Annotated in this window: 18 protein-coding genes; 11 read left to right on the plus strand and 7 right to left on the minus strand. The window is 64.5% G+C overall.

What is annotated here, in order from left to right:
- Nucleotides 1–822 (plus strand): Gfo/Idh/MocA family oxidoreductase (locus ACV229_RS17620; RefSeq protein WP_448084391.1); only part of this gene is annotated, 822 nt, incomplete at its 5' end.
- A gap of 1,038 nt (nucleotides 823–1,860) precedes the next feature.
- Nucleotides 1,861–2,736: a VOC family protein gene (locus ACV229_RS17625; protein WP_448084392.1), complete on the plus strand. Its 876-nt coding sequence runs from the start codon at nucleotides 1,861–1,863 to the stop codon at nucleotides 2,734–2,736.
- Between the two features lie 289 nt (nucleotides 2,737–3,025).
- Here the strand turns inward: ACV229_RS17625 and aroQ are convergent, their stop codons facing one another.
- From aroQ to ACV229_RS17640, 3 genes are read right to left on the minus strand one after another with little or no spacing between them, the layout of a single operon-like run.
- Nucleotides 3,026–3,460: a type II 3-dehydroquinate dehydratase gene (gene aroQ, locus ACV229_RS17630; RefSeq protein WP_448084393.1), complete on the minus strand. Its 435-nt coding sequence runs from the start codon at nucleotides 3,458–3,460 to the stop codon at nucleotides 3,026–3,028.
- 25 nt (nucleotides 3,461–3,485) lie between these two features.
- Entirely contained in the window at nucleotides 3,486–4,538 is a 1,053-nt protein-coding gene (locus ACV229_RS17635) for a Gfo/Idh/MocA family protein (protein ID WP_448084394.1), read from the minus strand.
- A 26-nt stretch (nucleotides 4,539–4,564) separates the two neighbouring features.
- A complete protein-coding gene (locus tag ACV229_RS17640) occupies nucleotides 4,565–5,974 on the minus strand; it encodes an MFS transporter (protein ID WP_448084395.1) in 1,410 nt (469 codons plus the stop codon).
- Between the two features lie 118 nt (nucleotides 5,975–6,092).
- On the opposite strand from ACV229_RS17640, the gene ACV229_RS17645 reads away from it, so the two are divergent.
- Nucleotides 6,093–7,016 carry a LysR substrate-binding domain-containing protein gene (locus tag ACV229_RS17645; RefSeq protein WP_448084396.1) on the plus strand — a complete coding sequence of 308 codons (924 nt, stop codon included), beginning with the start codon at nucleotides 6,093–6,095 and terminating at the stop codon, nucleotides 7,014–7,016.
- 297 nt (nucleotides 7,017–7,313) lie between these two features.
- On the plus strand, nucleotides 7,314–8,336 hold the full coding sequence (locus ACV229_RS17650; protein WP_448084397.1) for an SGNH/GDSL hydrolase family protein: 1,023 nt from the start codon (nucleotides 7,314–7,316) through the stop codon (nucleotides 8,334–8,336).
- Between the two features lie 123 nt (nucleotides 8,337–8,459).
- On the opposite strand, the gene ACV229_RS17655 is transcribed toward ACV229_RS17650, so the two are convergent.
- Entirely contained in the window at nucleotides 8,460–9,848 is a 1,389-nt protein-coding gene (locus ACV229_RS17655) for a uracil-xanthine permease family protein (protein ID WP_448084398.1), read from the minus strand.
- Between the two features lie 258 nt (nucleotides 9,849–10,106).
- On the opposite strand from ACV229_RS17655, the gene ACV229_RS17660 reads away from it, so the two are divergent.
- The gene (locus ACV229_RS17660; protein WP_448084399.1) at nucleotides 10,107–11,264 is read left to right on the plus strand and encodes an iron-containing alcohol dehydrogenase; all 1,158 of its coding nucleotides are present in this window, start codon (nucleotides 10,107–10,109) and stop codon (nucleotides 11,262–11,264) included.
- Entirely contained in the window at nucleotides 11,258–11,419 is a 162-nt protein-coding gene (locus ACV229_RS17665; RefSeq protein ID WP_448084400.1) for a hypothetical protein, read from the plus strand. Before ACV229_RS17660 ends, ACV229_RS17665 begins: the two co-directional genes overlap by 7 nt.
- A 6-nt stretch (nucleotides 11,420–11,425) precedes the next feature.
- On the opposite strand, the gene ACV229_RS17670 is transcribed toward ACV229_RS17665, so the two are convergent.
- Both ACV229_RS17670 and ACV229_RS17675 read right to left on the minus strand, forming a co-directional pair.
- The gene (locus tag ACV229_RS17670; RefSeq protein WP_448084401.1) at nucleotides 11,426–12,427 is read right to left on the minus strand and encodes a sulfonate ABC transporter substrate-binding protein; all 1,002 of its coding nucleotides are present in this window, start codon (nucleotides 12,425–12,427) and stop codon (nucleotides 11,426–11,428) included.
- A 253-nt stretch (nucleotides 12,428–12,680) separates the two neighbouring features.
- A complete protein-coding gene (locus tag ACV229_RS17675; protein ID WP_448084402.1) occupies nucleotides 12,681–13,088 on the minus strand; it encodes a DUF427 domain-containing protein in 408 nt (135 codons plus the stop codon).
- Nucleotides 13,089–13,345: 257 nt separating this feature from the next.
- On the opposite strand from ACV229_RS17675, the gene ACV229_RS17680 reads away from it, so the two are divergent.
- Nucleotides 13,346–15,022, plus strand: a complete 1,677-nt coding sequence (locus ACV229_RS17680; RefSeq protein ID WP_448084403.1) for an ABC transporter substrate-binding protein — start codon at nucleotides 13,346–13,348, stop codon at nucleotides 15,020–15,022.
- Between the two features lie 76 nt (nucleotides 15,023–15,098).
- Here ACV229_RS17680 and ACV229_RS17685 read toward each other — a convergent pair whose 3' ends face one another.
- The gene (locus tag ACV229_RS17685; RefSeq protein WP_448084404.1) at nucleotides 15,099–15,470 is read right to left on the minus strand and encodes a hypothetical protein; all 372 of its coding nucleotides are present in this window, start codon (nucleotides 15,468–15,470) and stop codon (nucleotides 15,099–15,101) included.
- 373 nt (nucleotides 15,471–15,843) lie between these two features.
- On the opposite strand from ACV229_RS17685, the gene ACV229_RS17690 reads away from it, so the two are divergent.
- From ACV229_RS17690 to ACV229_RS17705, 4 genes are all read left to right on the plus strand, one after another.
- A complete protein-coding gene (locus ACV229_RS17690) occupies nucleotides 15,844–16,026 on the plus strand; it encodes a Flp family type IVb pilin (protein WP_448084405.1) in 183 nt (60 codons plus the stop codon).
- A gap of 88 nt (nucleotides 16,027–16,114) precedes the next feature.
- The gene (locus ACV229_RS17695) at nucleotides 16,115–16,600 is read left to right on the plus strand and encodes an A24 family peptidase (protein WP_448084406.1); all 486 of its coding nucleotides are present in this window, start codon (nucleotides 16,115–16,117) and stop codon (nucleotides 16,598–16,600) included.
- Between the two features lie 21 nt (nucleotides 16,601–16,621).
- A complete protein-coding gene (gene cpaB / locus ACV229_RS17700; RefSeq protein ID WP_448084407.1) occupies nucleotides 16,622–17,671 on the plus strand; it encodes a Flp pilus assembly protein CpaB in 1,050 nt (349 codons plus the stop codon).
- A gap of 47 nt (nucleotides 17,672–17,718) precedes the next feature.
- Nucleotides 17,719–19,101 carry a type II and III secretion system protein family protein gene (locus ACV229_RS17705; protein WP_448084408.1) on the plus strand — a complete coding sequence of 461 codons (1,383 nt, stop codon included), beginning with the start codon at nucleotides 17,719–17,721 and terminating at the stop codon, nucleotides 19,099–19,101.

Consider the following 19,101-nt stretch of genomic DNA (forward strand, 5'->3'; position numbering starts at 1 on the left):
AATACGCATGCGGACCTGATTATCCGGGCCGCCGGCGCCGGCAAAGCCGTGTTTTGCGAAAAGCCCGTCGACCTGACTGTTGAGCGTTCCCGCGAGAGCGCGGCGGCCGCCGAACGCGCGGGTGTCGCCTGCATGATCGGTTTCCAGCGGCGTTTCGATCCGACATTCGCCGCTGTCAAGGCGCGCATCGAACAAGGCGAGATCGGTGATGTCGAGATGCTGATCATCACAAGCCGTGATCCCGGCGCACCGCCGGTTGACTACATCAAGAGTTCGGGCGGGATATTCAAGGACATGCTCATCCATGATCTCGACGTCTTCCGCTGGATTCTGGGCGACGAAGCCGAGACGCTGCACGCGACGGGAAGCTGCCTGACCGATCCCGCAGTACTGGCGGCTGGAGATATCGACTCGACGGCCGTGACGATTCGTACGCGACGCGGCTTGCTTTGCCAGATCAATACGTCGCGGCGGGCCGCCTATGGTTACGATCAGCGTTTCGAAGTACTCGGAAGCAAGGGCATGTTGCAGGCAGGCAATGTCAAGCCGACCGAGGTGACGGCATGGTCAGCCGGTGGCATCGCGATCGACGTTCCGGAGCCATTCTTTCTCGAGCGCTATCGGCAGGCGTATGCCGCGGAAATCGCCCATTTCGTCGACGCACTGGTCCATGGATCCCCTGTACGAACGACGATTCAGGATGGCGTAGACGCGCTGGAACTGGCCGAATTGGCAACACTGTCTTGGCAAAAGGGGGCCGCTTTGGACATTGTGTCGAAACGTGAACAGCGCATCGCCGATATCGACCTCGCAAGCGCGTAGATCATCGAAATACGGACCGAACGATGGGGGTAATGTGGGTCTATATGGCGTGTTAGCGGGCACATAGCAGATTCTCGACACGCTGAATCTCATGAGCCATTTGACCAGTGAGCGAGCGATAGGGACCGAAGATTCGCACGGCATGGGCGAGTGTAATCCACATCGGATTCGGTACGGAAGGGCGTCCCAATGATCGGGGCGTCGGCAAAGTACGTGTTGCACGCGGCCCTCCATCGCGGGGGCCGCTCCCAATGTACCGTCCGAATTGCGGACAGTCGTCCGGGGCGCGCTTGCGGAGCCATTGGCCCATGGATAGAAATGAGAAACAAGCCGCACCACAGTGCCGACGGCGACATTCACCGTTTGGAAGTCTGACGTCAGGCCGAATTTATGCGGATGTTGGATTCGTCTCAGGATTCTCTCAGGTCCGCAACCCCCGGCGTGACGTAGAAAGCGAAAGGGCGAGCGCTTCGTGCCACAAGAAGCGAGAAATCCGGAGCGAATGCACGCGGTCGCCCGAACGCATAGTCCGACTTCGGACCAAGAGGGGACATATGCGGGGAGCGATCACTTGTTCGCGACGGCGCGAACTGAGCGGTTGCGCCCCTGCGATGCGGTATTGATTCAACGCCCTGATAGGCCACACTGGACGGTGCCCTGCGCCACGATGGACGGCAAGCAACTTCACGCTCGCATGAAGGAGGCACTCTGGAGACCACGTCCTGAACAGCCCGCCAGACGGAGGTCCGGCGGAGATTCATCTGCGCCGTGGAGTTTCGTACGCAACACAGCGGGAGACTATTGCTATCACAGGGAACAACGGCTTTCTGGCAGAAGCAGAGAGCTTCGCGCAACGGGTTGCTCACGGTCCCGCGTTCTGGACAGGAAGCTCGGAAGACGAGTCTCTTGATACCATCGCAACGTTGGAACCGATTGCCCGCAGCATTCGCTCTGGAAAGTGTGAAGATATGGAGAGCGTATAGTTTGCTGGCGAGAGCCGTCCGGTCAGCCGGAGCAATCGAAATGAGGGGGGAGCAAATGCAGCGTTCCGACTACGCGAGGCAAGATACCGGCAATTTGGTCCTGCTCGAACACGTCAATCTGAGAATACCGGACCAGCGGCTCGCCACTGCCTTCTACATTACCGGCCTCGGGCTGACTCGCGACCCGTACATGATGACGGGGGTGACCAACATGTGGGTAAATGTTGGTCGTTCGCAGATTCATTTGCCTCACGGTGAAGCGCAACGCCTACGCGGCCGGGTCGCGTTGGTCGTGGGCGAGCGCGACGCTCTGATTGCTCGCCTGAAGGCAGTTCAACCCACGCTCGACGGCACCGCGTTCGGCTGGACAGAGCATCAGGACCGCGTGGAAGTTACCTGTCCCTGGGGAAACCGATACGACTGCCTGCTTCCTCAGGCATGCGATGGTGACGCACCGTGGGCTGCCGTCGACCTCGGCATCGCATACGTTCAATTCGATGTACCGGTCGGTCGCGCACTCAAGATTGCTGCGTTTTATCGACAGGCGTTCAATGCGTCCGTCGCCGTGCGCGATGTCAACGGTTCGCGACAGGCCGTGGTCGCGGCGGGGACGCGTCAGCAACTGATTTTCGCCGAGGCGCCGCAGGCGGACGCGGAATATGACGGCCATCACATTCAAATCTATGTCTCAAACTTCTCTCAGCCGTACGCGTGGCTAGCTGAGCGCGAGTTGGTGTACGGTGAAGAGCCCTGTCAATACCGTTTTGCTGACATTGTCGATATCGACACCGGCGACAGCTGCTTCAAGCTCGAACATGAAGTGCGGAGCTTGCACCATCCGCTCTATGCGCGACCGCTGGTCAACCGCAATCCGGACCAAAACAATCAAAACTACCAAGCCGGTGGAGACGCCCGCAACGGGCTGTTCTGACCGAACCGTGCAGACTGCCCGACGCGAAGCGACTGAATGCACGTGTGCGGGACCCGCGTCCGTATTCAGTCCTGAAATCGGACTTCGTGATTGCTGCCGCCTGAACCGCAGGTGCCCACATGAGAATTGGGATGTCTGTTGGGCTTCCTGCTTCGCCAACAGAAAAAGCGTCGTGCGAATTGAATCGCGCGACGCCAAAGTCGCTTGCCCGTTGAATGAGGTCAAGCTGGAGACTCAGTTGTAGGGTGTCTTGAGCAGGTTTGCACGATGAGTCAGAACCGCTTCCAACTCAATTCGCCGCCGAGACGGCCGCTCGAAGCGCGAGCAGATAGCTGTCGACGCCGAAGCCGCAGATTTGTCCCTTCACTACTTCTGCGAAGACCGAGTGATGCCGGAATGCTTCGCGAGCGTGAATGTTCGACATGTGCACTTCAACGACAGGTACCGTGAGGATTGCCAGCGCATCACGGATGCCATAGCTGTAGTGGGTCCACGCGCCAGCGTTGATGAGCACGGCACCTACGCCGTCAGTGAACGCCTTGTGGATACGCTCGCACATCTCGCCTTCGTGGTTCGTCTGGAAGCTCTCGATTTCGACGTTCAGCTCGATGCCCAGCGCTTTGAGCTTATCGTCGATTTCAGCCAGCGTAATCGTTCCGTATTGAACCGGGTCGCGCTTGCCGAACATCTTGTGGTTGATGCCGTGGAGCATGAGCACTTTCATTTCAATCTCTCTTCAAAGATAGGTTTCAGTCGCGCGGCAGTTCGACCACAGTGCCTTGCGTTGCTGCAGTGACGATGGCTTCGGTGATGCGCAGATTTTTGAGGCCGTCGCGGGCCGAGACCAGGGGAGCCACTTCACCGCGTGCAACCGCAGCGAAATGTTCCATCTGATGCTTGATGGGGTCGTCGCGTACCATGCCGACCAAGCCCACCTCGAACGGCTTCCACCAGGAGCGGTCCTCGTGACGCGGATAGGTCTTCAGGCGCATGGTCGGAATTGCCAGGCTGCCGTTTGTGCCCGCGACGAGATAGCAGTCTTCGTCGTCGTAGGTCGGGTAGGCCTTGTTTTCCTGTGACGTCTGTTCCCAGCTGCGTGCACTGGCTGCCGTGTCGGAAAGCATGAAGGTACCGAGGGCTCCGCTTTCAAAGCGAATGTTGATAGCAACCGTGTCTTCTACCGGGAAGTCGCGAGTCGCATGCGACTTGAAAGCTTGCACGGCGACGATGTCACCGCAGAGCATGCGGAGGTTGTGTACCTCGTGAATCATGTTCAGCAGAATCGGACCCGAGCCCATTTCACGACGCCAGGGGGCATCGACGAAGTAGTGGTCCGGCTTGACGAACATTGCGCTGCCAGTCACCGCAACCAGACGCCCGAGGACGCCGGAGTCTACGACCTGACGAGCCTTCGCCATGATTGGGCTATGGGCCCGATGGTGACCAATCAGGATCGGCACGCCTGCTTGCTCGCTGGCCTTCACGAGTGCTTCGGCTTCGGCGACGGTCGGCGCAATGGGCTTCTCAAGCAACATTGGCACCCCTGCTTCGAGGGACTGCATCGCGTGCGCGACGTGAAGCTGATTGGGTGTGCCAACAACAACGCCATCGGGTTTGTCTTTCGCGAAGAGCTCCTCAAGTGATGCGTACAGAGGCACCTTCTCTTTTTCTGACAACGCCTTCGCAGCGGGCGAAGGGTCAACGATAGCCGAAAGCGTGCAGGTGTTGCTTTCGACGGCTGCGCCAATATGTGCCTGTCCGATATAACCGGCACCGGCTACGGCAATTCGAGTCTTGCTCATGCTTGTTGCTCCTCAATGGATGGCGCTCAGGTGCGCGATTGCTCAAGCACCTGCAGGCGGACCTCTCGGTACTCGGATTTCCCCATCGGGGTCGCGTCAGGCTTGCCCAAATCGTTCAACGGGAGTCGATACGTTTCGCGAGCGCTCCATGCTGCGACGGCCGCCCCAATCGTGATGACCAGGGTGATTGCACCGATGGACATTGGAATGCCGGTGGCGCCTGGAGGCGCAACCGCAGTGAACAGCGCCGGCAGAAACGCGGTAAGTGCAGTGCCGATGTTTTGGGCAATTGCGACGGCAGTGACTCGTGTACGCGTCGGGAAGAGTTCCGGATACAGGCTCGGGAAGATTGCGTTGTAGCCTTGATAGACGACGCCCCACATCAGCAACGACATACCGATTGCCAGCGGAACGCTCTTGATGCTGATGGCGTACAGATAGGCAAAAGACAGCAACCCGCTGGCAAGCGCACCCACGATAACGAGGGGCCGCCGTCCGACTTTGTCTGAGAGGTTGCCGGCAAAAGGAATGACCAGCACGGCGACGATGTTGCCCAGGACAGGAATCCAGAGATAGATGTCTTTGGCGAATCCGATGCCATAGCCAGGCTGGACTGCGTACGCGGCGCCAAACACCGTGGTCACGACCGGGATGACGTTCATGAGCGCAATGCCAACCACACGAAGCATGTCGGCCCAGCTGTACTTGAAGGCGTCGACGATTGGAGAGCGCGGTACGGCGTGCTGGTCTCCTTCTTCCTGGAACGCGGGGGTCTCTTCGACTTTCCTTCGAATGATGTAGCCGGCAATGACAACCATGACGCTCAGCAGGAATGGGATGCGCCAACCCCAGGTGTTGAATGCGTCTTCCGGCATGAAATGAGCCAACGGGAGAAATACTGCGGCGGCGAGAATCTGTCCCGCCTGCACACCTTGAAGCGTGAAGCTCGCGTAATAGCCTCGGCGTCCGAATGGCGCATGTTCGAGAATCATCGAAGCTGCGCCCGAGATTTCGCCTGCAACCGCGAACCCTTGAATGAGGCGCGTGATGACGAGCAGCGTGGGTGCGAGGACACCGGCCTGCTGATATGTCGGCAGCAGACCTACAGCCATCGTCGAGAAGCCCATCAGGAACATGCAAACGAGGAGCACCTTCTTTCGGCCATGCGTGTCACCCAAATGACCGAGGAAGAACGCACCAATCGGACGTGCCACGTAACCCACACCATAGGTGGCCAGAGATGCCACGATGGCGACGGTAGGGTTACCCTTCGGAAAGAAGATTTGCGGGAAGACGAGCGACGCGGCCGTCGCGTAGATAAAGAAGTCGTAGTATTCGAGCGCTGATCCTATCCAGCCGCTCGCAGCGGCCCTTCGCGTTTGGCGAGTCGGGTGCGCTCCGTCGCCCGTACCCGTAACGGTGCGTTGATGCTCCATGCCTGTCTCCGTTTATAAGAACCGCGAACTACGACGCGCGGCTTCGTCGTGAGGCAGAGATTAAAGTCAACTGTTGCGATTACAATGCGTGCATCGTTCACTTCAATCATTCCAAATCGTGAATAATGATTGGGACCTCATCGACCTGAAAGTCTTCTGTGCAGTGGCTCGGCGCTCGAGCTTCGTCGCTGCGGCGACCGAACTGGGGATTTCCCCGGCCTACGTCAGCAAGCGGGTCGCTGACTTGGAGAAAGCGCTCGGGGTGACCCTGTTTCACCGAACGACACGGCGTGTTCGCATCAGCGATTCCGGAGAGGCGGCGTACGCGTGGGCGCGCCGGGTATTGGAGGCGGTCGACGGGTTGAACGACAGCGTGTCGCGAACGGACACGAGGCTATCGGGACAATTGCGTATCAGCTCGAGCCTGCGCCTTGGCCGCAATCATTTGTCGCCAGTGCTTGCAGAACTTCATCGGGCGCATCCCGAGCTGGAAATCTGGCTTGAGCTGATGGACCGACGCGTCGACCTGCTGGCCGAGGATTTCGACATTGATATTCGCATGGGTGAGGTGTCAGAGCCGCACCTGGTCACCCATCTGGTTGTCGAGAATGCGCGCGTGCTTTGTGCGGCCCCCGAATACATTGCCAAGCGAGGGGCGCCCAAGTCGGTTGCCGAACTGGCAGGCCACAATTGCCTGCTCTATCGCGAAAGACACCAGACATTCGGCGTCTGGCGGCTCCAAGGTCCTCAGGGACCCGAGTCGGTCAAGGTGACGGGTTCAATTGGCTCGAACCACAGCGATATCGTGAGCAACTGGGCCCTTGCCGGGCTGGGAATCATCCTCCTCGCCGGCTGGGACGTCGCCCCCGCGCTCAAGTCCGGCAAGCTTGTGCGGGTTCTCCCCGAGTACCGGCAGGAGGCGAACGTCTGGGCTGTTACCGCAGCCAAATTGCAGACGTCGCCGAAATTGCGCACCTGCACGAATTTCATCATGAAACGCTTGCGAAAAGGCCCTTACGCGCTTGATACGTCGATTTGCTGAGCGTCATGGCGCGGGTAGCGAAAGTCGGCGGATTATCGGAACGGCCGCGTCCCTTCTTCGTACCCCGATAAGTTCGACTAATCTGTAGCAATGCCGGCTGCATCTACGCCGACACCATCGACGCTGCCTTGCGACCCTGACGCCACTTCGGTGCCTGCTGATGGGACGAAATCGGGGCGACAGCGCGTCCTCGCTCCGGCACGTCGCGCGCATCGCAAGTTCGATGGGTCAACTGGCGACGACCCTGCCGCGCGAGCGCGATGCGCTCGCCGCTCGCCGCGCGCCGGAGGAGTAGCCATGCAGGGAATCCATCACACGTTGCGCGGCGCCATGCTGGCCGTCGCGATTTCATTGTTTGCCGCGTGCGGCGGTGGAGGAGACGGATCGGGTGGCGGCGCGAGTTCGGCCACGCCGCCGGGCGGCATTCACCTGCAAGTCGTGTCGTTCGGCGACAGCCTGTCGGATGTCGGGACCTATGCGCCGATCGCGAGCGTGGTGGGTGGCGGGCGTTTTACGACCAACCCCGGGCAAGTGTGGACGCAAGATGTCGCGCAGTATTACGGCGACACGCTGACTGCGGCATTTACGATCGACGTCACTCACAAATTGAGTGCGCAAGGCGGGCTCGGTTATGCAGAGGGCGGCGCGACGGTCGCAACGCCGGCCAACCTCTACGACTTTCTGACCGACGTGATCGGCAACATCGAAATGCCCGTCAATCAGCAGGTTTCGAGCTACTTGTCCGCTCACGGGAGCTTCAACTCAAGTCAACTCGTGCTGGTCTGGGCCGGCTCGAATGATGTGCTGCGAGCCGGGGCGCTGCCGGCCGCGGCGCAGACCGTCCAGACGGCGGCAGCGACACTGGCTCAGGTCGTCGGACAGATTCTGCAGAATGGCGCCACACATGTCGTGGTGGTCAACGTCCCGAATGTCGGGCTGTCGCCGAAAGGTATCACCTCGCCCGACGGCGGAGCGAACCTGACCCAGTTGTCGCAAGACTTCAACAACGACCTGAACGCTGCGTTGCAGGCCAACGGCGTTCAAGGCAAGGTCATCCAGATCGATTCCTATGCATGGGTGAACCAGATCGTCGCGAACTTTCGGGCAAACGGGTTCGTCGTCTCGAACACCGCCGTCGCCTGCGATCCTGCAAAGACGCCCGATGCAACGTCGTTGCTCTGCTCGCCGAATACCTACGTGACGGCCAATGCCGACCAGACCTACATGTTTGCCGACGACCTCCATCCGACGACGCGCGTGCACACACTGTTCGCGCAGTTCGTGGAGCAGCAGATCGCGAGCACCGGTCTGGGCCATTGACCGAACGCAGGCGTCGTCGTCTCGGTCGACACGACCCGATTGAAGCTCGGCGCGACATTCAGCCGCCGGGGCGGGGCGGTCATTTGCCGCGCGGCCCGTCGTCCGGGCCGCGCCGTCAGTGCGTCACTTGTGTTCCGGCAGAAACCAGTTCATCACGAGCGCGCAGATGCCGCCCGTGGCGACGCCCGATTCCAGCACGTTCTTGAGTGCGTGCGGCAGGCTGTTCAGAATGTCTGGCACCTGCGCCACGCCGAGGCCGAGCGCCAGCGACACCGCGATGATCAGCAGCGCGCGGCGGTCCAGCCGGATGCCGGCGAGGATGTTGATGCCGGAAGCGGCCACGGCGCCGAACATCACCATCGCGGCGCCGCCCAGCACGGGCTCGGGCACGGCCTGCAGCACGCCGGCGACGACGGGGAACAGGCCGAGCACCACGAGCATGCCCGCGATCCAGAGGCCCACGTGACGGCTGGCGATGCCCGTGAGCTGGATCACGCCGTTGTTCTGCGCGAAGACGGAGCTCGGGAACGTATTGAACACGCCGGCCAGCAGCGAGTTGGCGCCGTTGACCAGCACGCCGCCCTTGATGCGCCGCATCCACAGCGGGCCCTCGACGGGCTGCTTCGAGATCTTGCTGGTGGCGGTGACGTCGCCGATCGCTTCCAGCGACGTGACGAGGTAGATGATCAGCATCGGCACGAACAGCGACCACGAGAATCCGATGCCGAAGTGCAGCGGCGTCGGGATCTGGAACACGGCGGCCTCGCGCGCGCCGGTGAAGTCGAGGCGGCCCATCGCGGCGGCCGCCAGATAGCCGATGACCAGTGCAATGACGAGCGCGGTGCTGCGCACCCAGACGACCGGCACCCGGTTCAGCAGGATGATGGTGCCGAGCACGAGGCATGACAGCGTCAGGTTCTCGGCGCTCGCGAACGTGCCCTTGGCCATCGCGCCGTAGCCGCCGCCCATGCTGATGAGGCCGACCTTGATCAGCGTGAGCCCGATCAGCAGCACGACGATGCCGGTGACGAGCGGCGTGATCAGGCGCTTGACGAACGGCAGGATGCGCGACACGCCCATCTCGACGAACGAGCCGGCGATCACGACGCCGAAGATGGCGGCCATCACGGTTTCGACCGGCGTGCCCTGCTTGACCATCAGGCTGCCGCCGGCGATCAGCGGTCCGACGAAGTTGAAGCTCGTGCCCTGGACGATCAGCAGGCCCGCGCCCAGCGGGCCGAAGCGCTTGCACTGGACGAAGGTGGCGATGCCGGAGATCACGAGCGACATCGACACGATCAGCGTGGTATCGCGGCTCGACACGCCGAGCGCCTGGCAGATCAGCAGGCCGGGCGTGACGATGGGCACCAGGATCGCCAGCAGGTGCTGCAGGGCGGCGACGAAGGCGACCGTCGGCGCGGGGCGGTCGTCGGGGCCGTAGACGAGGTCGTGCGCGAGTTCGGCGTCGTCGGCGCCGGGGGAAGCGGGTCGGTCAAGCGAGGCGGGTTGCATGGCGGGAGGGCCGGTCAAGATGGAAAGTGCGGGATTTTAACGGAACGTAACGGAACGCCCCGCCGACGCCCCGCAACGCCGCCGTACCCCGATTTCCGGGTGCGCCGTCGACACCCGCGTACTTGACGCCTGTCGGGAAACGCCGCATGTTCACCGGATCGAACGAGCGGCGATCATTCCGCTGCCCGATCGCCGCGACGCAAGCAGCCACGACGTGCTGCCGGACCCCGGCGCGACGATCCACCCAGGAGACATTCGATGAACCCGTTTCAATTCCGCACCGTGCCGACGCTGATCGTCGAGTTCGGCGCAGCACGCAAGCTCGGCGCGCTGTTGCGCGAACGATTCCCGTCGCTCGCGCGGCTGTGCGTGGTCACCGATGCGTTCCTGCATCGCAGCGGCATGCTGGCGCCGGCGCTCGAAAGTCTCGCCGCGCACGGCTGGCAGGTCACCGTGATCGACGACGTGGTCGCCGATCCGCCCGAACATGTGGTGCTCGAAGCGACCGCGCGCGCGGTGGAGGCCGCTGCCGAGATCGTGCTCGGCCTCGGCGGCGGGTCGTCGATGGACGTCGCGAAGCTGATCGCGGCGCTCGTGCCGGCGCGGCAGCCGCTCGCGGACATGTACGGCGTCGACAAGGTCACGACCACGCGCGTGCCGCTCGTGCAGATGCCGACGACGGCCGGCACGGGCTCCGAAGTGACGGCGGTGTCGATCGTCACGGTCGGCGAGGCGCGCAAGATGGGCGTCGTGTCGCCGCATCTGCTTGCGGACGTCGCGATCCTCGATGCCGAGCTCACGCTCGGGCTGCCGCGCGCGGCGACGGCGGCGACCGGCATCGACGCGATGGTGCACGCGATCGAGGCATACACGTCCGCACGCCTGAAGAATCCGGTGTCGGACATGCTCGCGGAAAAGGCGCTGACGCTGCTGTCGCGCAACCTGCTGACGGCATGCGAGAACGGGCAGGACCGGCTCGCGCGCGAAGCGATGCTGGTGGGCGCGATGTTCGCGGGGCAGGCGTTCGCGAACGCGCCCGTCGCGGCCGTGCATGCGCTCGCTTACCCGATCGGCGGGATCTTCCACGTGCCGCACGGCCTGTCGAACGCGCTCGTGCTGCCGCACGTGCTGCGCTTCAACGCGCCGGCCGCGGCGCCGCTGTATGCGGAACTCGCGGCGATCGTCGCGCCGGCCGCAACCGGCAGCGACGAAGCGAAAACCCGCGCGCTGATCGACGAGATCGACCGGCTGATCGTCGCGACCGGGATCCCGCGCACGCTGCGCGAGGTCGGGGTGGGCGACGGCGATCTGCCGCGGATGGCGTCCGAGGCGATGCTGCAGACGCGCCTGCTCGTGAACAATCCGCGCGACGTGGCGGAAGGCGACGCGCTGGAGATCTACCGGCAGGCGTGGTGACGCGCCGCGATACGCACCGGTATCGATACGCGAGCGGCACGTACCAGGCGGATATCGCGATCGACGAGGCCGGTCTCGTCATCGATTACGACGAGTGGCGACGGATCGGCGCGACGTCGCCCCGCGTGATGCATACGCGCGCCGCGGCGGCCTGACATCGGCTAGCGCGCGTCGGCGACCGTCACCTTGCCGGGGATCAGCTTCAGCGGGCTGAACGTGTCGGCGATGTTCTGCTGATAGGCGAGCGTCGCCTCCGTGACCGGCTGCACGCCGTATCCGGTGCGCTTGAGCGCGATCTCGAGCGTCGCCGTGTCGAGGCCGACGAGCGGCGACAGCAGCGCCGCGACGTCCGGAACGTGGTCGCGTCCCCAGCGGTCGACCGCGTCCACTTCGTCGAGCAGCGCACGCAGCACCTGCGGCTGCGCGGCCGCGTACTTGCGCGCGGCGAGGTAGTACTGCGTGTTGCGCACGAGGCCGTCGCCGTCCGCGATCACGCGCGCATCGAGCTGCCGCTGGGCGGCCGCCAGATACGGATCCCAGATCACCCACGCGTCGACGTTGCGCTGCACGAACGCGGCGCGCGCGTCCGCGGGCGTCAGGTAGATCGGATGGATGTCCGTGTACGCGAGGCCCGCGTGATGGAGCGCCTTCACGAGCAGGTAGTGGACGTTCGATCCCTTGTTGAGCGCGACCTTCTTGCCGCGCAGTTGCGCGACCGAGCGGATCGGCGAATCGGGCAGCACGACGATCGCTTCGCCGTGTGGCGCGGGCGGCTCGTTGCCGATGTAGACGAAATCGACGCCGGCGGCCTGCGCGAAGATCGGCGGGGTCTCGCCGACCGTGCCGACGTCGATCGCGCCGGCATTCAGCCCTTCGAGCAGTTGCGGCCCGGCGGGAAACTCGAGCCATTCGACTGACACGCCCTGGCTCGCGAGCCGCTTCTCGAGCGTGCCGCGCGCCTTGAGCACGACGAAGTTGCCGTACTTCTGGAAGCCGACCCGCAGCCGCGTGCCGCCGCCTTGCGCGTGGGCCGCGCGGCTCGTGAGCGGGTTGAGCGGGCCGAGTGCGGCGAGCGCCGCGAGTCCGGCGGCAGCGCCGTGCAGAAGCCGGCGGCGGTGGGGGTCCGCCGGCGCGGCTTCGACGGGGGGAGTCCTGGTGTGCATTGACGCGTCCTGCGTGTGGAGAGCGGGCGAACCTGCCGTGCGTGACGGCAGAGGCGATGCGCGGGCCGGATGCAGACGATCGGTGCAGCACGCCGGCGCGCGCCAGATCCACGACGATAAGCCGGCGCGCACGGCATTCCAACCAACGATTGCGCATATGCAAATCTGCCGCCGGACGAACGGGCGCCGGCCTGCGCGATACCGGATGACGGGCGACGCGCGCGAAGCCGCGGATCGCGCGTCGCACGCACGGTCAATGCAGGTCGACGGGTATTTCGTCGATCGAATCGACGCGGTCCGGATAGAACGCGAGGTGGGCGCGAATCGAATCGACGGACGGATACGGATGCTCGTAGGTCCACACCGCGTTGACCGCGCGCGGGCCGCCGGACGGGATCGAGTAATACGCGCAGTCGCCCTTGTACGGGCAGTAAGTCGTATGGTCCGTGCGTTCGAGCAGCGCCATGTCGACGTCTTCGCGCGGAATATAGAGCACGGCCGGATAGCTGGCCTCGCGCAGCGACAGCGCATGACGCGTGTCGGCGACGGTCTTGCCGGCGACGGTGACCACGACGCGCGATTTGAGGCGCTCGGTCGTGATCGGATGATCGGGCCCCGGGATTTTCATGGGCCGGGTATTCGGGTCAGGACTGCTGGGCATGGGTTCGCTCCTGGAGTCGGCGGTTCGCGGGGCGCCGCGACGCATGGCGGCGCAGGCCGGGGCGCCGATGTCGGCGGCCTGCACCCGATACCTTGCGCCGATTCGGGCGGTTTTGCCATCGGCAGCGATGCATGTCCCATGCTGTCCCCTGCTGTCCAATACGATAAGCAATGGCGAATTAATTGGTAAGCGATCCGCATGGCGCGCGCGAAGATGACGCGACGTCACTACGTTCCTTATCTTTCGTCCTTGCCATCATGAAGATTCCTGTCGTTGGGCCCACCACGCATCGCGTGCCGTTGAAGGCGTTTGCCGCTGCGGCGATCCGCGCGGCGATCCGTTCCACTGCCGCGTCGCTACTGTTCGCCGGCGCCGCGTCACACGTTTTCGCCGCGCCTGTCACGGGCAAGACGCTCGTGTTCTGCACCGAAGGCAGTCCGGCCGGCTTCGACCCGGGCCAGCACACGACGAGCACCGACTTCGATGCGAGCACGCACACGATCTACAACGAACTGGTGCAATTCAAGCGCGGCACGCTCGATCTCGAGCCGGGGCTCGCGACACGCTGGGACGTGTCGCCGGACCGGCGCGTCTACACGTTCCACCTGCGCCGCGGCGTGAAGTTCCAGACCACCGCGTGGTTCAGGCCGACCCGGCCGTTCCAGGCCGACGACGTCGTGTTCACGTTCAGGCGGATGCTCGATGCGGACGACCCGTTCCGCAAGGCGTATCCGACGAGTTTTCCGTACTTCAGCGACCTCGGATTCGAGCGCAACATCGAGCGGATCGACAAGATCGACGACGACACGGTGCGCTTCGTGCTGAAGTCGCCGGACGTCGTGTTCGTGCGCAATCTGGCGATGGCGTTCGCGTCGATCCTGTCGGCGGAATACGCGACGCAGCTCGCCGCGCGTCATCGCGAGGCCGACATCGACCAGCTGCCGGTCGGCACCGGGCCGTTCCAGCTGCGCGCTTACCAGAAGGACGCGGTGATCCGCTACGACGCGAACCCCGACTACTGGAAGCCGGACGACGTGAAGCTCGCGCATCTCGTGTTCGCGATCACGCCGGATCCGGCGACGCGCCTGCAGAAGCTGTCGGGCGGCGAGTGCCAGGTGTCGGTGTTTCCGCGGCCGGCGGACCTCGACACGGTGCGGCGCGATCCGAAGCTGACGCTGTTCTCGGGGATGGGCTTCAACGTCGGCTTCGTCGCGTACAACACGCAGCATGCGCCGCTCGACCGCGTCGACGTGCGGCGTGCGCTCGACATCGCAATCGACAAGGCCGCGATCGTGAAGACCGTGTTCAACGGCGACGCGAAAATCGCGACGAACCCGATGCCGGCCGCGCAATGGTCGTACAACCCGCGGCTGAAGGACGCGCCGCATGATCCCGCGGCCGCGAAGGCGCTGCTTGCGCGGGCGGGTTTTCCGAACGGCTTCGAGCTGACGCTGTGGGCGATGCCCGTGCAGCGCCCGTACAACCCGAACGCGAAGCTGATGGCGCAGCTGATCCAGCAGGACTGGGCGAAGATCGGCGTGCGCGCGAACATCGTCAGCTACGAATGGGGCGAGTACAACCGCCGCTCGAAGCGGGAAGGGCAGCACGACGCGATCCTGTACGGCTGGTCCGGCGACAACGGCGATCCGGACAACTGGCTCGGCACGCTGCTCGGTTGCGACGCCGTGCATGGCAGCAACCTGTCGAAGTGGTGCAACGCGGATTTCGAGCGGCTCGTCGACCGCGCGCGCGAGGACGCCGACGTCGCGAAGCGCACCGCGTTGTACGAGCAGGCGCAGGTGGTGTTCAAGGACCAGGTGCCGTTTACGCCGATCGCGACGTCGATCGTGTCGCTGCCGGTGTCGAAGCGCGTGCGCGGGCTCACCTTCTCGCCGCTCGGCGGGCACCGGTTCGACGGCGTGTGGCTGGAGTGAACGGCGGAATGCGAACCGTATTCGGCTGATTTGTATCGGATAACCGATCGATTGGCGGAGACTGGAAAATACGCATTTAATCGACATGAAATCCGGTATGCGAATCGGCATGCAAAGCGGTGGTCGAATGCAGTGCAGCAATCGCCAGGCCGACTGCCGGAATATTGCTTGGGGCGAGATGTCCGGGATAGGGAGGTGATTGCGATCTTTGTCGGAATTCGACAGGATGGCTGACAACCGATCCGGAAAAGGATGCCGCATTCTTGTGGAACACATCGGCGCATCGGAATATTTTTCCATCCGCCGGTCTGTCGTGATTCACGATACGGCGCGAGACGCCGCCGGAGTCTCCGCCGAATCGCGGACCGGCGATCCGGCGGTGCACATCGGCGGCGCAGTCAAGCGAACGAAACCGATTTCGTACTGCGGGTTTTTTACATTCTTTCATTTCGGCATTCGTGTTCGATCTCGCAGCATGTTACGGAATGCGGCTTTATTCATGGCTGGCGCCTGAAATTCATAATTGGATGCTGACGCTAAATAATTTGAAATCGCCTGGGAAATTGCCTATACACTAGACGAACAAACGATGTCGGCTATCGTGCCGGCCGACATCGAAACAGACGCGCCAACGAAGCCGAAATGTGCAATCGGTTCGTTCTGCGCGTCGCAGCGATCGAGTTGATCCGGGGGATGTGTGCGGTCCGATGCAGGTGCCGTTCACATATCGCGTGCTGGCGATCGGGATGCAATGCCGCCGGAGCAATGCAACGTCATTACGTTCAACGGTCGATCCATGACCTCGTCAGAAGGAGGTTGTCATGCTGCAATACGTCAAGTCCCTGCTGCGCGACGAGCGCGGTGTCAGCTCGCTCGAATACGCGGTCCTCGCAGGTATCGTCGTGGTTGCGCTGGCGGCCGTCGGCACGATACTCAGCAGCACTTCCGGCGGCCTGCCGAGCATCTTCTCGACGCTGATCGCGAAGGTGACCAGCCTGGTCTGATCCCCTGATCCACGCGCCGCCGACGAACGCACGGATCCGCAACGATTCGACGAATCCTGACGGGGCGCGCCGAAGGACGGCTCTCCTCATGCTCTACCTCGTGCAGTCGGCTGCGACGGTGGCGCTGGCCTCGCTCGCCGCGCAGGATCTGCGCGCGCGGCGACTGTCGAACCGCGCGGTGCTGGCGTTCGCTGTCCTGTATTTCGTCGCGGCGGCGCTCGCGGGCGATGCGTTCGCGCACATCGCCGCGCACGTCGCAATGGCCGCGGCGATGCTGCTGCTGTTCGGATGCTTCCGCCACGCCGGCTGGGTTGGCGGCGGCGACGTGAAGCTGGCGGCGGCGGTGTTCCTGTGGGCCGGCCCCGAGCGGTGCTTTCCTGTGTTGACGGTCGTCGGCGCGAGCGGGCTCGCGTGCGCGATCGCGGTGCTCGCGGCCATCCGGCAGCGGCGCACAGCGCCCGCACATCCGGTTGCCGCAAGCGGCGTGCGCGGCGTGCCGTATGGCGTCGCGCTGGCCGCGGGCGGCGTGCTGTCCGTCTGGACGTCGTTTCAACACGCCGCGTCGATCACGTAGCCGGGGGAGACAAGCGCCGCCATGCCCAAACCGCTGAGAATGGCCGCGATCATCATAGCCGCCGGCATCGGCGCGTTCATCCTGCGCGAACTGTATGTCGCGGCGTCGACCGGAAAGCCGCCCGAAGCATCGGGAGAGGATCGCGTGCGTGTCGCCGCGGCCGATCTGCCCGAAGGGCTCCTGCTGCGCGACAACGATCTGGCCTGGAAGCGCATCCCGCATGCGCAGGTGCCGCCCGGCGCGTTCGTCGACACGCAGCCCGGCGCGGACCTGAAGGGCGCGCTGCTGCGCAACGGCGTCGGCGCGGGCACGCCGATTCGCGCGGAGAACGTGATTCCGGCCGGTGCGCCGGATTTTCTCGCGGCCGCGCTGAAGCCCGGCATGCGCGCGATCTCGGTGCCGGTCGACGACGTGTCCGGCAACGCGGGCCTGATCCAGCCGGGCGACTTCGTCGACGTGCTGCTGACCCAGCAGGTCGGCGGCACCGCGACCACGCCGGGCGCGTTCGAAGCGGAGACGGTCGTCAGGCGCGCGCGCGTGCTCGCGGTCGGCTCGGAATTCCAGCGGACCAAGGCGGCCAGCGCGGCCAATGCGACCGATGCGACCGCACGTGCGCGCACGGTCACGCTCGAGGTTGCGCCGCGCACCGCGCAGGTCGTGCTGGTCGCGACGCGCCTCGGCACGCTGTCGCTCGCGTTGCGCAGCTTCGCGACGAGCGACCGCCGGCAGCCGGCCGGCGGCGACGAGCTGGAGCCCGACGCCGCGCCCGTGTGGGCCGGCGACGTGTCGCGCGCATATCGCGATGCCGGCGATACCGTGCACGCGCCGGCCGCGGCGCGTGACGGCGGCGCGCGGGCGGTGGCGCCGGGCAACACGGTCGTGATCTATCGCGGCTCGACGGTCGACGACGGATCGCGCGGCGGCAGCGTCGGCACGCCGGGATGGCCGCCGCTGCCGTCCGGATTGCCCGGACTGCCGCTGTCGCAAGGCGCGCAGGCCGGCGGCGCGACGACGGCAGACACGGCAACCAACGCGGCGGCGCAGTTGCCCAAGGCGGCCGCGCCACAATGACGGATCGGGCCGCGCCGCTCGCCGGCCGGCCGTTGACGGGAACACGCATGGTGCGCTTGGTACGTTGGTTCGCTCTGGGGTGGCTGGCCTGCGCGATCGCGCCGGGCGTCGCGTGTGCGCAGGCGGCACGCGCGCAGGACGCCGGCGCGCCGCTGTCGATTGCGACCGGCAAGGGCGACATGCTGACGCTGCCCGAGCCCGCGGTCGCGATATTCGTCGCGGATCCGAGCGTGGCCGACGTTCAGGTGCCGTCGGCGCGCACCGTGTTCGTGTTCGGCAAGAAGCCCGGCACGACGACGCTGATCGCGCTCGGCGCGAACCATCGGCCGATCCTGCGCAGGACGGTGATCGTGCAGGCCGATACGCAGTCGCTGCAGGGCGTGCTCGACAGCCGGTTCCCGCAGCTGAAGCTGTCGGTGTCCGGCGCGCCGGGATCGCTGATGGTGTCGGGCAAGGTGCCGAGCGGGGCCGACGCGGACGCGGTGATGCAGTCGCTCACGCCGTACCTGCACGACAAGGAAAAGCTCGTCAACCGGCTCACGCTGTCGCGCCCGATCCAGGTGAACCTGCGCGTGCGCGTGACCGAGGTCGATCGCAACGTCGTGCAGCAGCTCGGCATCAACTGGAGCTCGCTCGGCGGGGCCGGCAACTTCGTCGGCGGCCTGTTCAACGGGCGCACGCTGTTCGATCCGACGACCAACCTGTTCAACCTGTCGCCGACGGGCGCGTTCTCGGTGCTCGGCGGGTTCAAGGCGGGGCGCTGGTCGATCGACGTCGTGCTCGATGCGCTCGACCAGGAAGGGCTGATCACGCTGCTCGCGGAACCGAACCTGACCGCGATGTCCGGCGAGACCGCGAGCTTCCTCGCGGGCGGCGAGATTCCGATTCCGGTCGCGCAGAGCGGCAACACGAGCGGCGCGATCACGATTGAATACAAGCCGTTCGGCGTGTCGCTCGACTTCACGCCGACGGTGCTCGCCGAGAACCGGATCAGCCTCAAGGTGCGGCCGGAAGTCAGCGAGGTCGACCCGACCAACAGCGTGACGACGAACGGGATCAAGGTGCCGGCGCTGACCGTGCGGCGCGTCGAGACGACGGTCGAGCTGTCGAGCGGGCAGAGCTTCGCGATCGGCGGGCTGCTGCAGAGCCAGACGAGCGACATCGTCTCGCAGATCCCGGGGCTCGGCCGCCTGCCGGTGATCGGCCGGCTGTTCTCGTCGAAGAACTTCCAGGACAACAAGACCGAGGTCGTCGTGATCGTCACGCCGTACATCGTGCAGCCGACCGGGCCCGGCCAGCTCGAGCAGGCGCTCGATACGGTCGCGCGGCCGAGCAGCGACCTCGAGTTCGCCGTGCAGCACAACCTCGGCCTCGACCTGATGTCGGGCGACACGCCGCGCCTCGTCGGCGCCGCGGGTTTCGTTTACTGA

The sequence above is a fragment of the Burkholderia sp. MR1-5-21 genome (assembly GCF_053427715.1).

What these genes read in the sequence shown, in the direction of transcription:
- ACV229_RS17625 (WP_448084392.1), top strand. Translation starts at nt 1,861, where the DNA reads ATGCAGCGTTCCGACTACGCGAGGCAAGATACCGGCAATTTGGTCCTG.
- aroQ (WP_448084393.1), bottom strand. Translation starts at nt 3,460, where the DNA reads ATGAAAGTGCTCATGCTCCACGGCATCAACCACAAGATGTTCGGCAAG.
- ACV229_RS17635 (WP_448084394.1), bottom strand. Translation starts at nt 4,538, where the DNA reads ATGAGCAAGACTCGAATTGCCGTAGCCGGTGCCGGTTATATCGGACAG.
- ACV229_RS17640 (WP_448084395.1), bottom strand. Translation starts at nt 5,974, where the DNA reads ATGGAGCATCAACGCACCGTTACGGGTACGGGCGACGGAGCGCACCCG.
- ACV229_RS17650 (WP_448084397.1), top strand. Translation starts at nt 7,314, where the DNA reads ATGCAGGGAATCCATCACACGTTGCGCGGCGCCATGCTGGCCGTCGCG.
- ACV229_RS17655 (WP_448084398.1), bottom strand. Translation starts at nt 9,848, where the DNA reads ATGCAACCCGCCTCGCTTGACCGACCCGCTTCCCCCGGCGCCGACGAC.
- ACV229_RS17660 (WP_448084399.1), top strand. Translation starts at nt 10,107, where the DNA reads ATGAACCCGTTTCAATTCCGCACCGTGCCGACGCTGATCGTCGAGTTC.
- ACV229_RS17670 (WP_448084401.1), bottom strand. Translation starts at nt 12,427, where the DNA reads ATGCACACCAGGACTCCCCCCGTCGAAGCCGCGCCGGCGGACCCCCAC.
- ACV229_RS17675 (WP_448084402.1), bottom strand. Translation starts at nt 13,088, where the DNA reads ATGCCCAGCAGTCCTGACCCGAATACCCGGCCCATGAAAATCCCGGGG.
- ACV229_RS17680 (WP_448084403.1), top strand. Translation starts at nt 13,346, where the DNA reads ATGAAGATTCCTGTCGTTGGGCCCACCACGCATCGCGTGCCGTTGAAG.
- ACV229_RS17685 (WP_448084404.1), bottom strand. Translation starts at nt 15,470, where the DNA reads ATGAAAGAATGTAAAAAACCCGCAGTACGAAATCGGTTTCGTTCGCTT.
- ACV229_RS17690 (WP_448084405.1), top strand. Translation starts at nt 15,844, where the DNA reads ATGCTGCAATACGTCAAGTCCCTGCTGCGCGACGAGCGCGGTGTCAGC.
- ACV229_RS17695 (WP_448084406.1), top strand. Translation starts at nt 16,115, where the DNA reads ATGCTCTACCTCGTGCAGTCGGCTGCGACGGTGGCGCTGGCCTCGCTC.
- cpaB (WP_448084407.1), top strand. Translation starts at nt 16,622, where the DNA reads ATGCCCAAACCGCTGAGAATGGCCGCGATCATCATAGCCGCCGGCATC.
- ACV229_RS17705 (WP_448084408.1), top strand. Translation starts at nt 17,719, where the DNA reads ATGGTGCGCTTGGTACGTTGGTTCGCTCTGGGGTGGCTGGCCTGCGCG.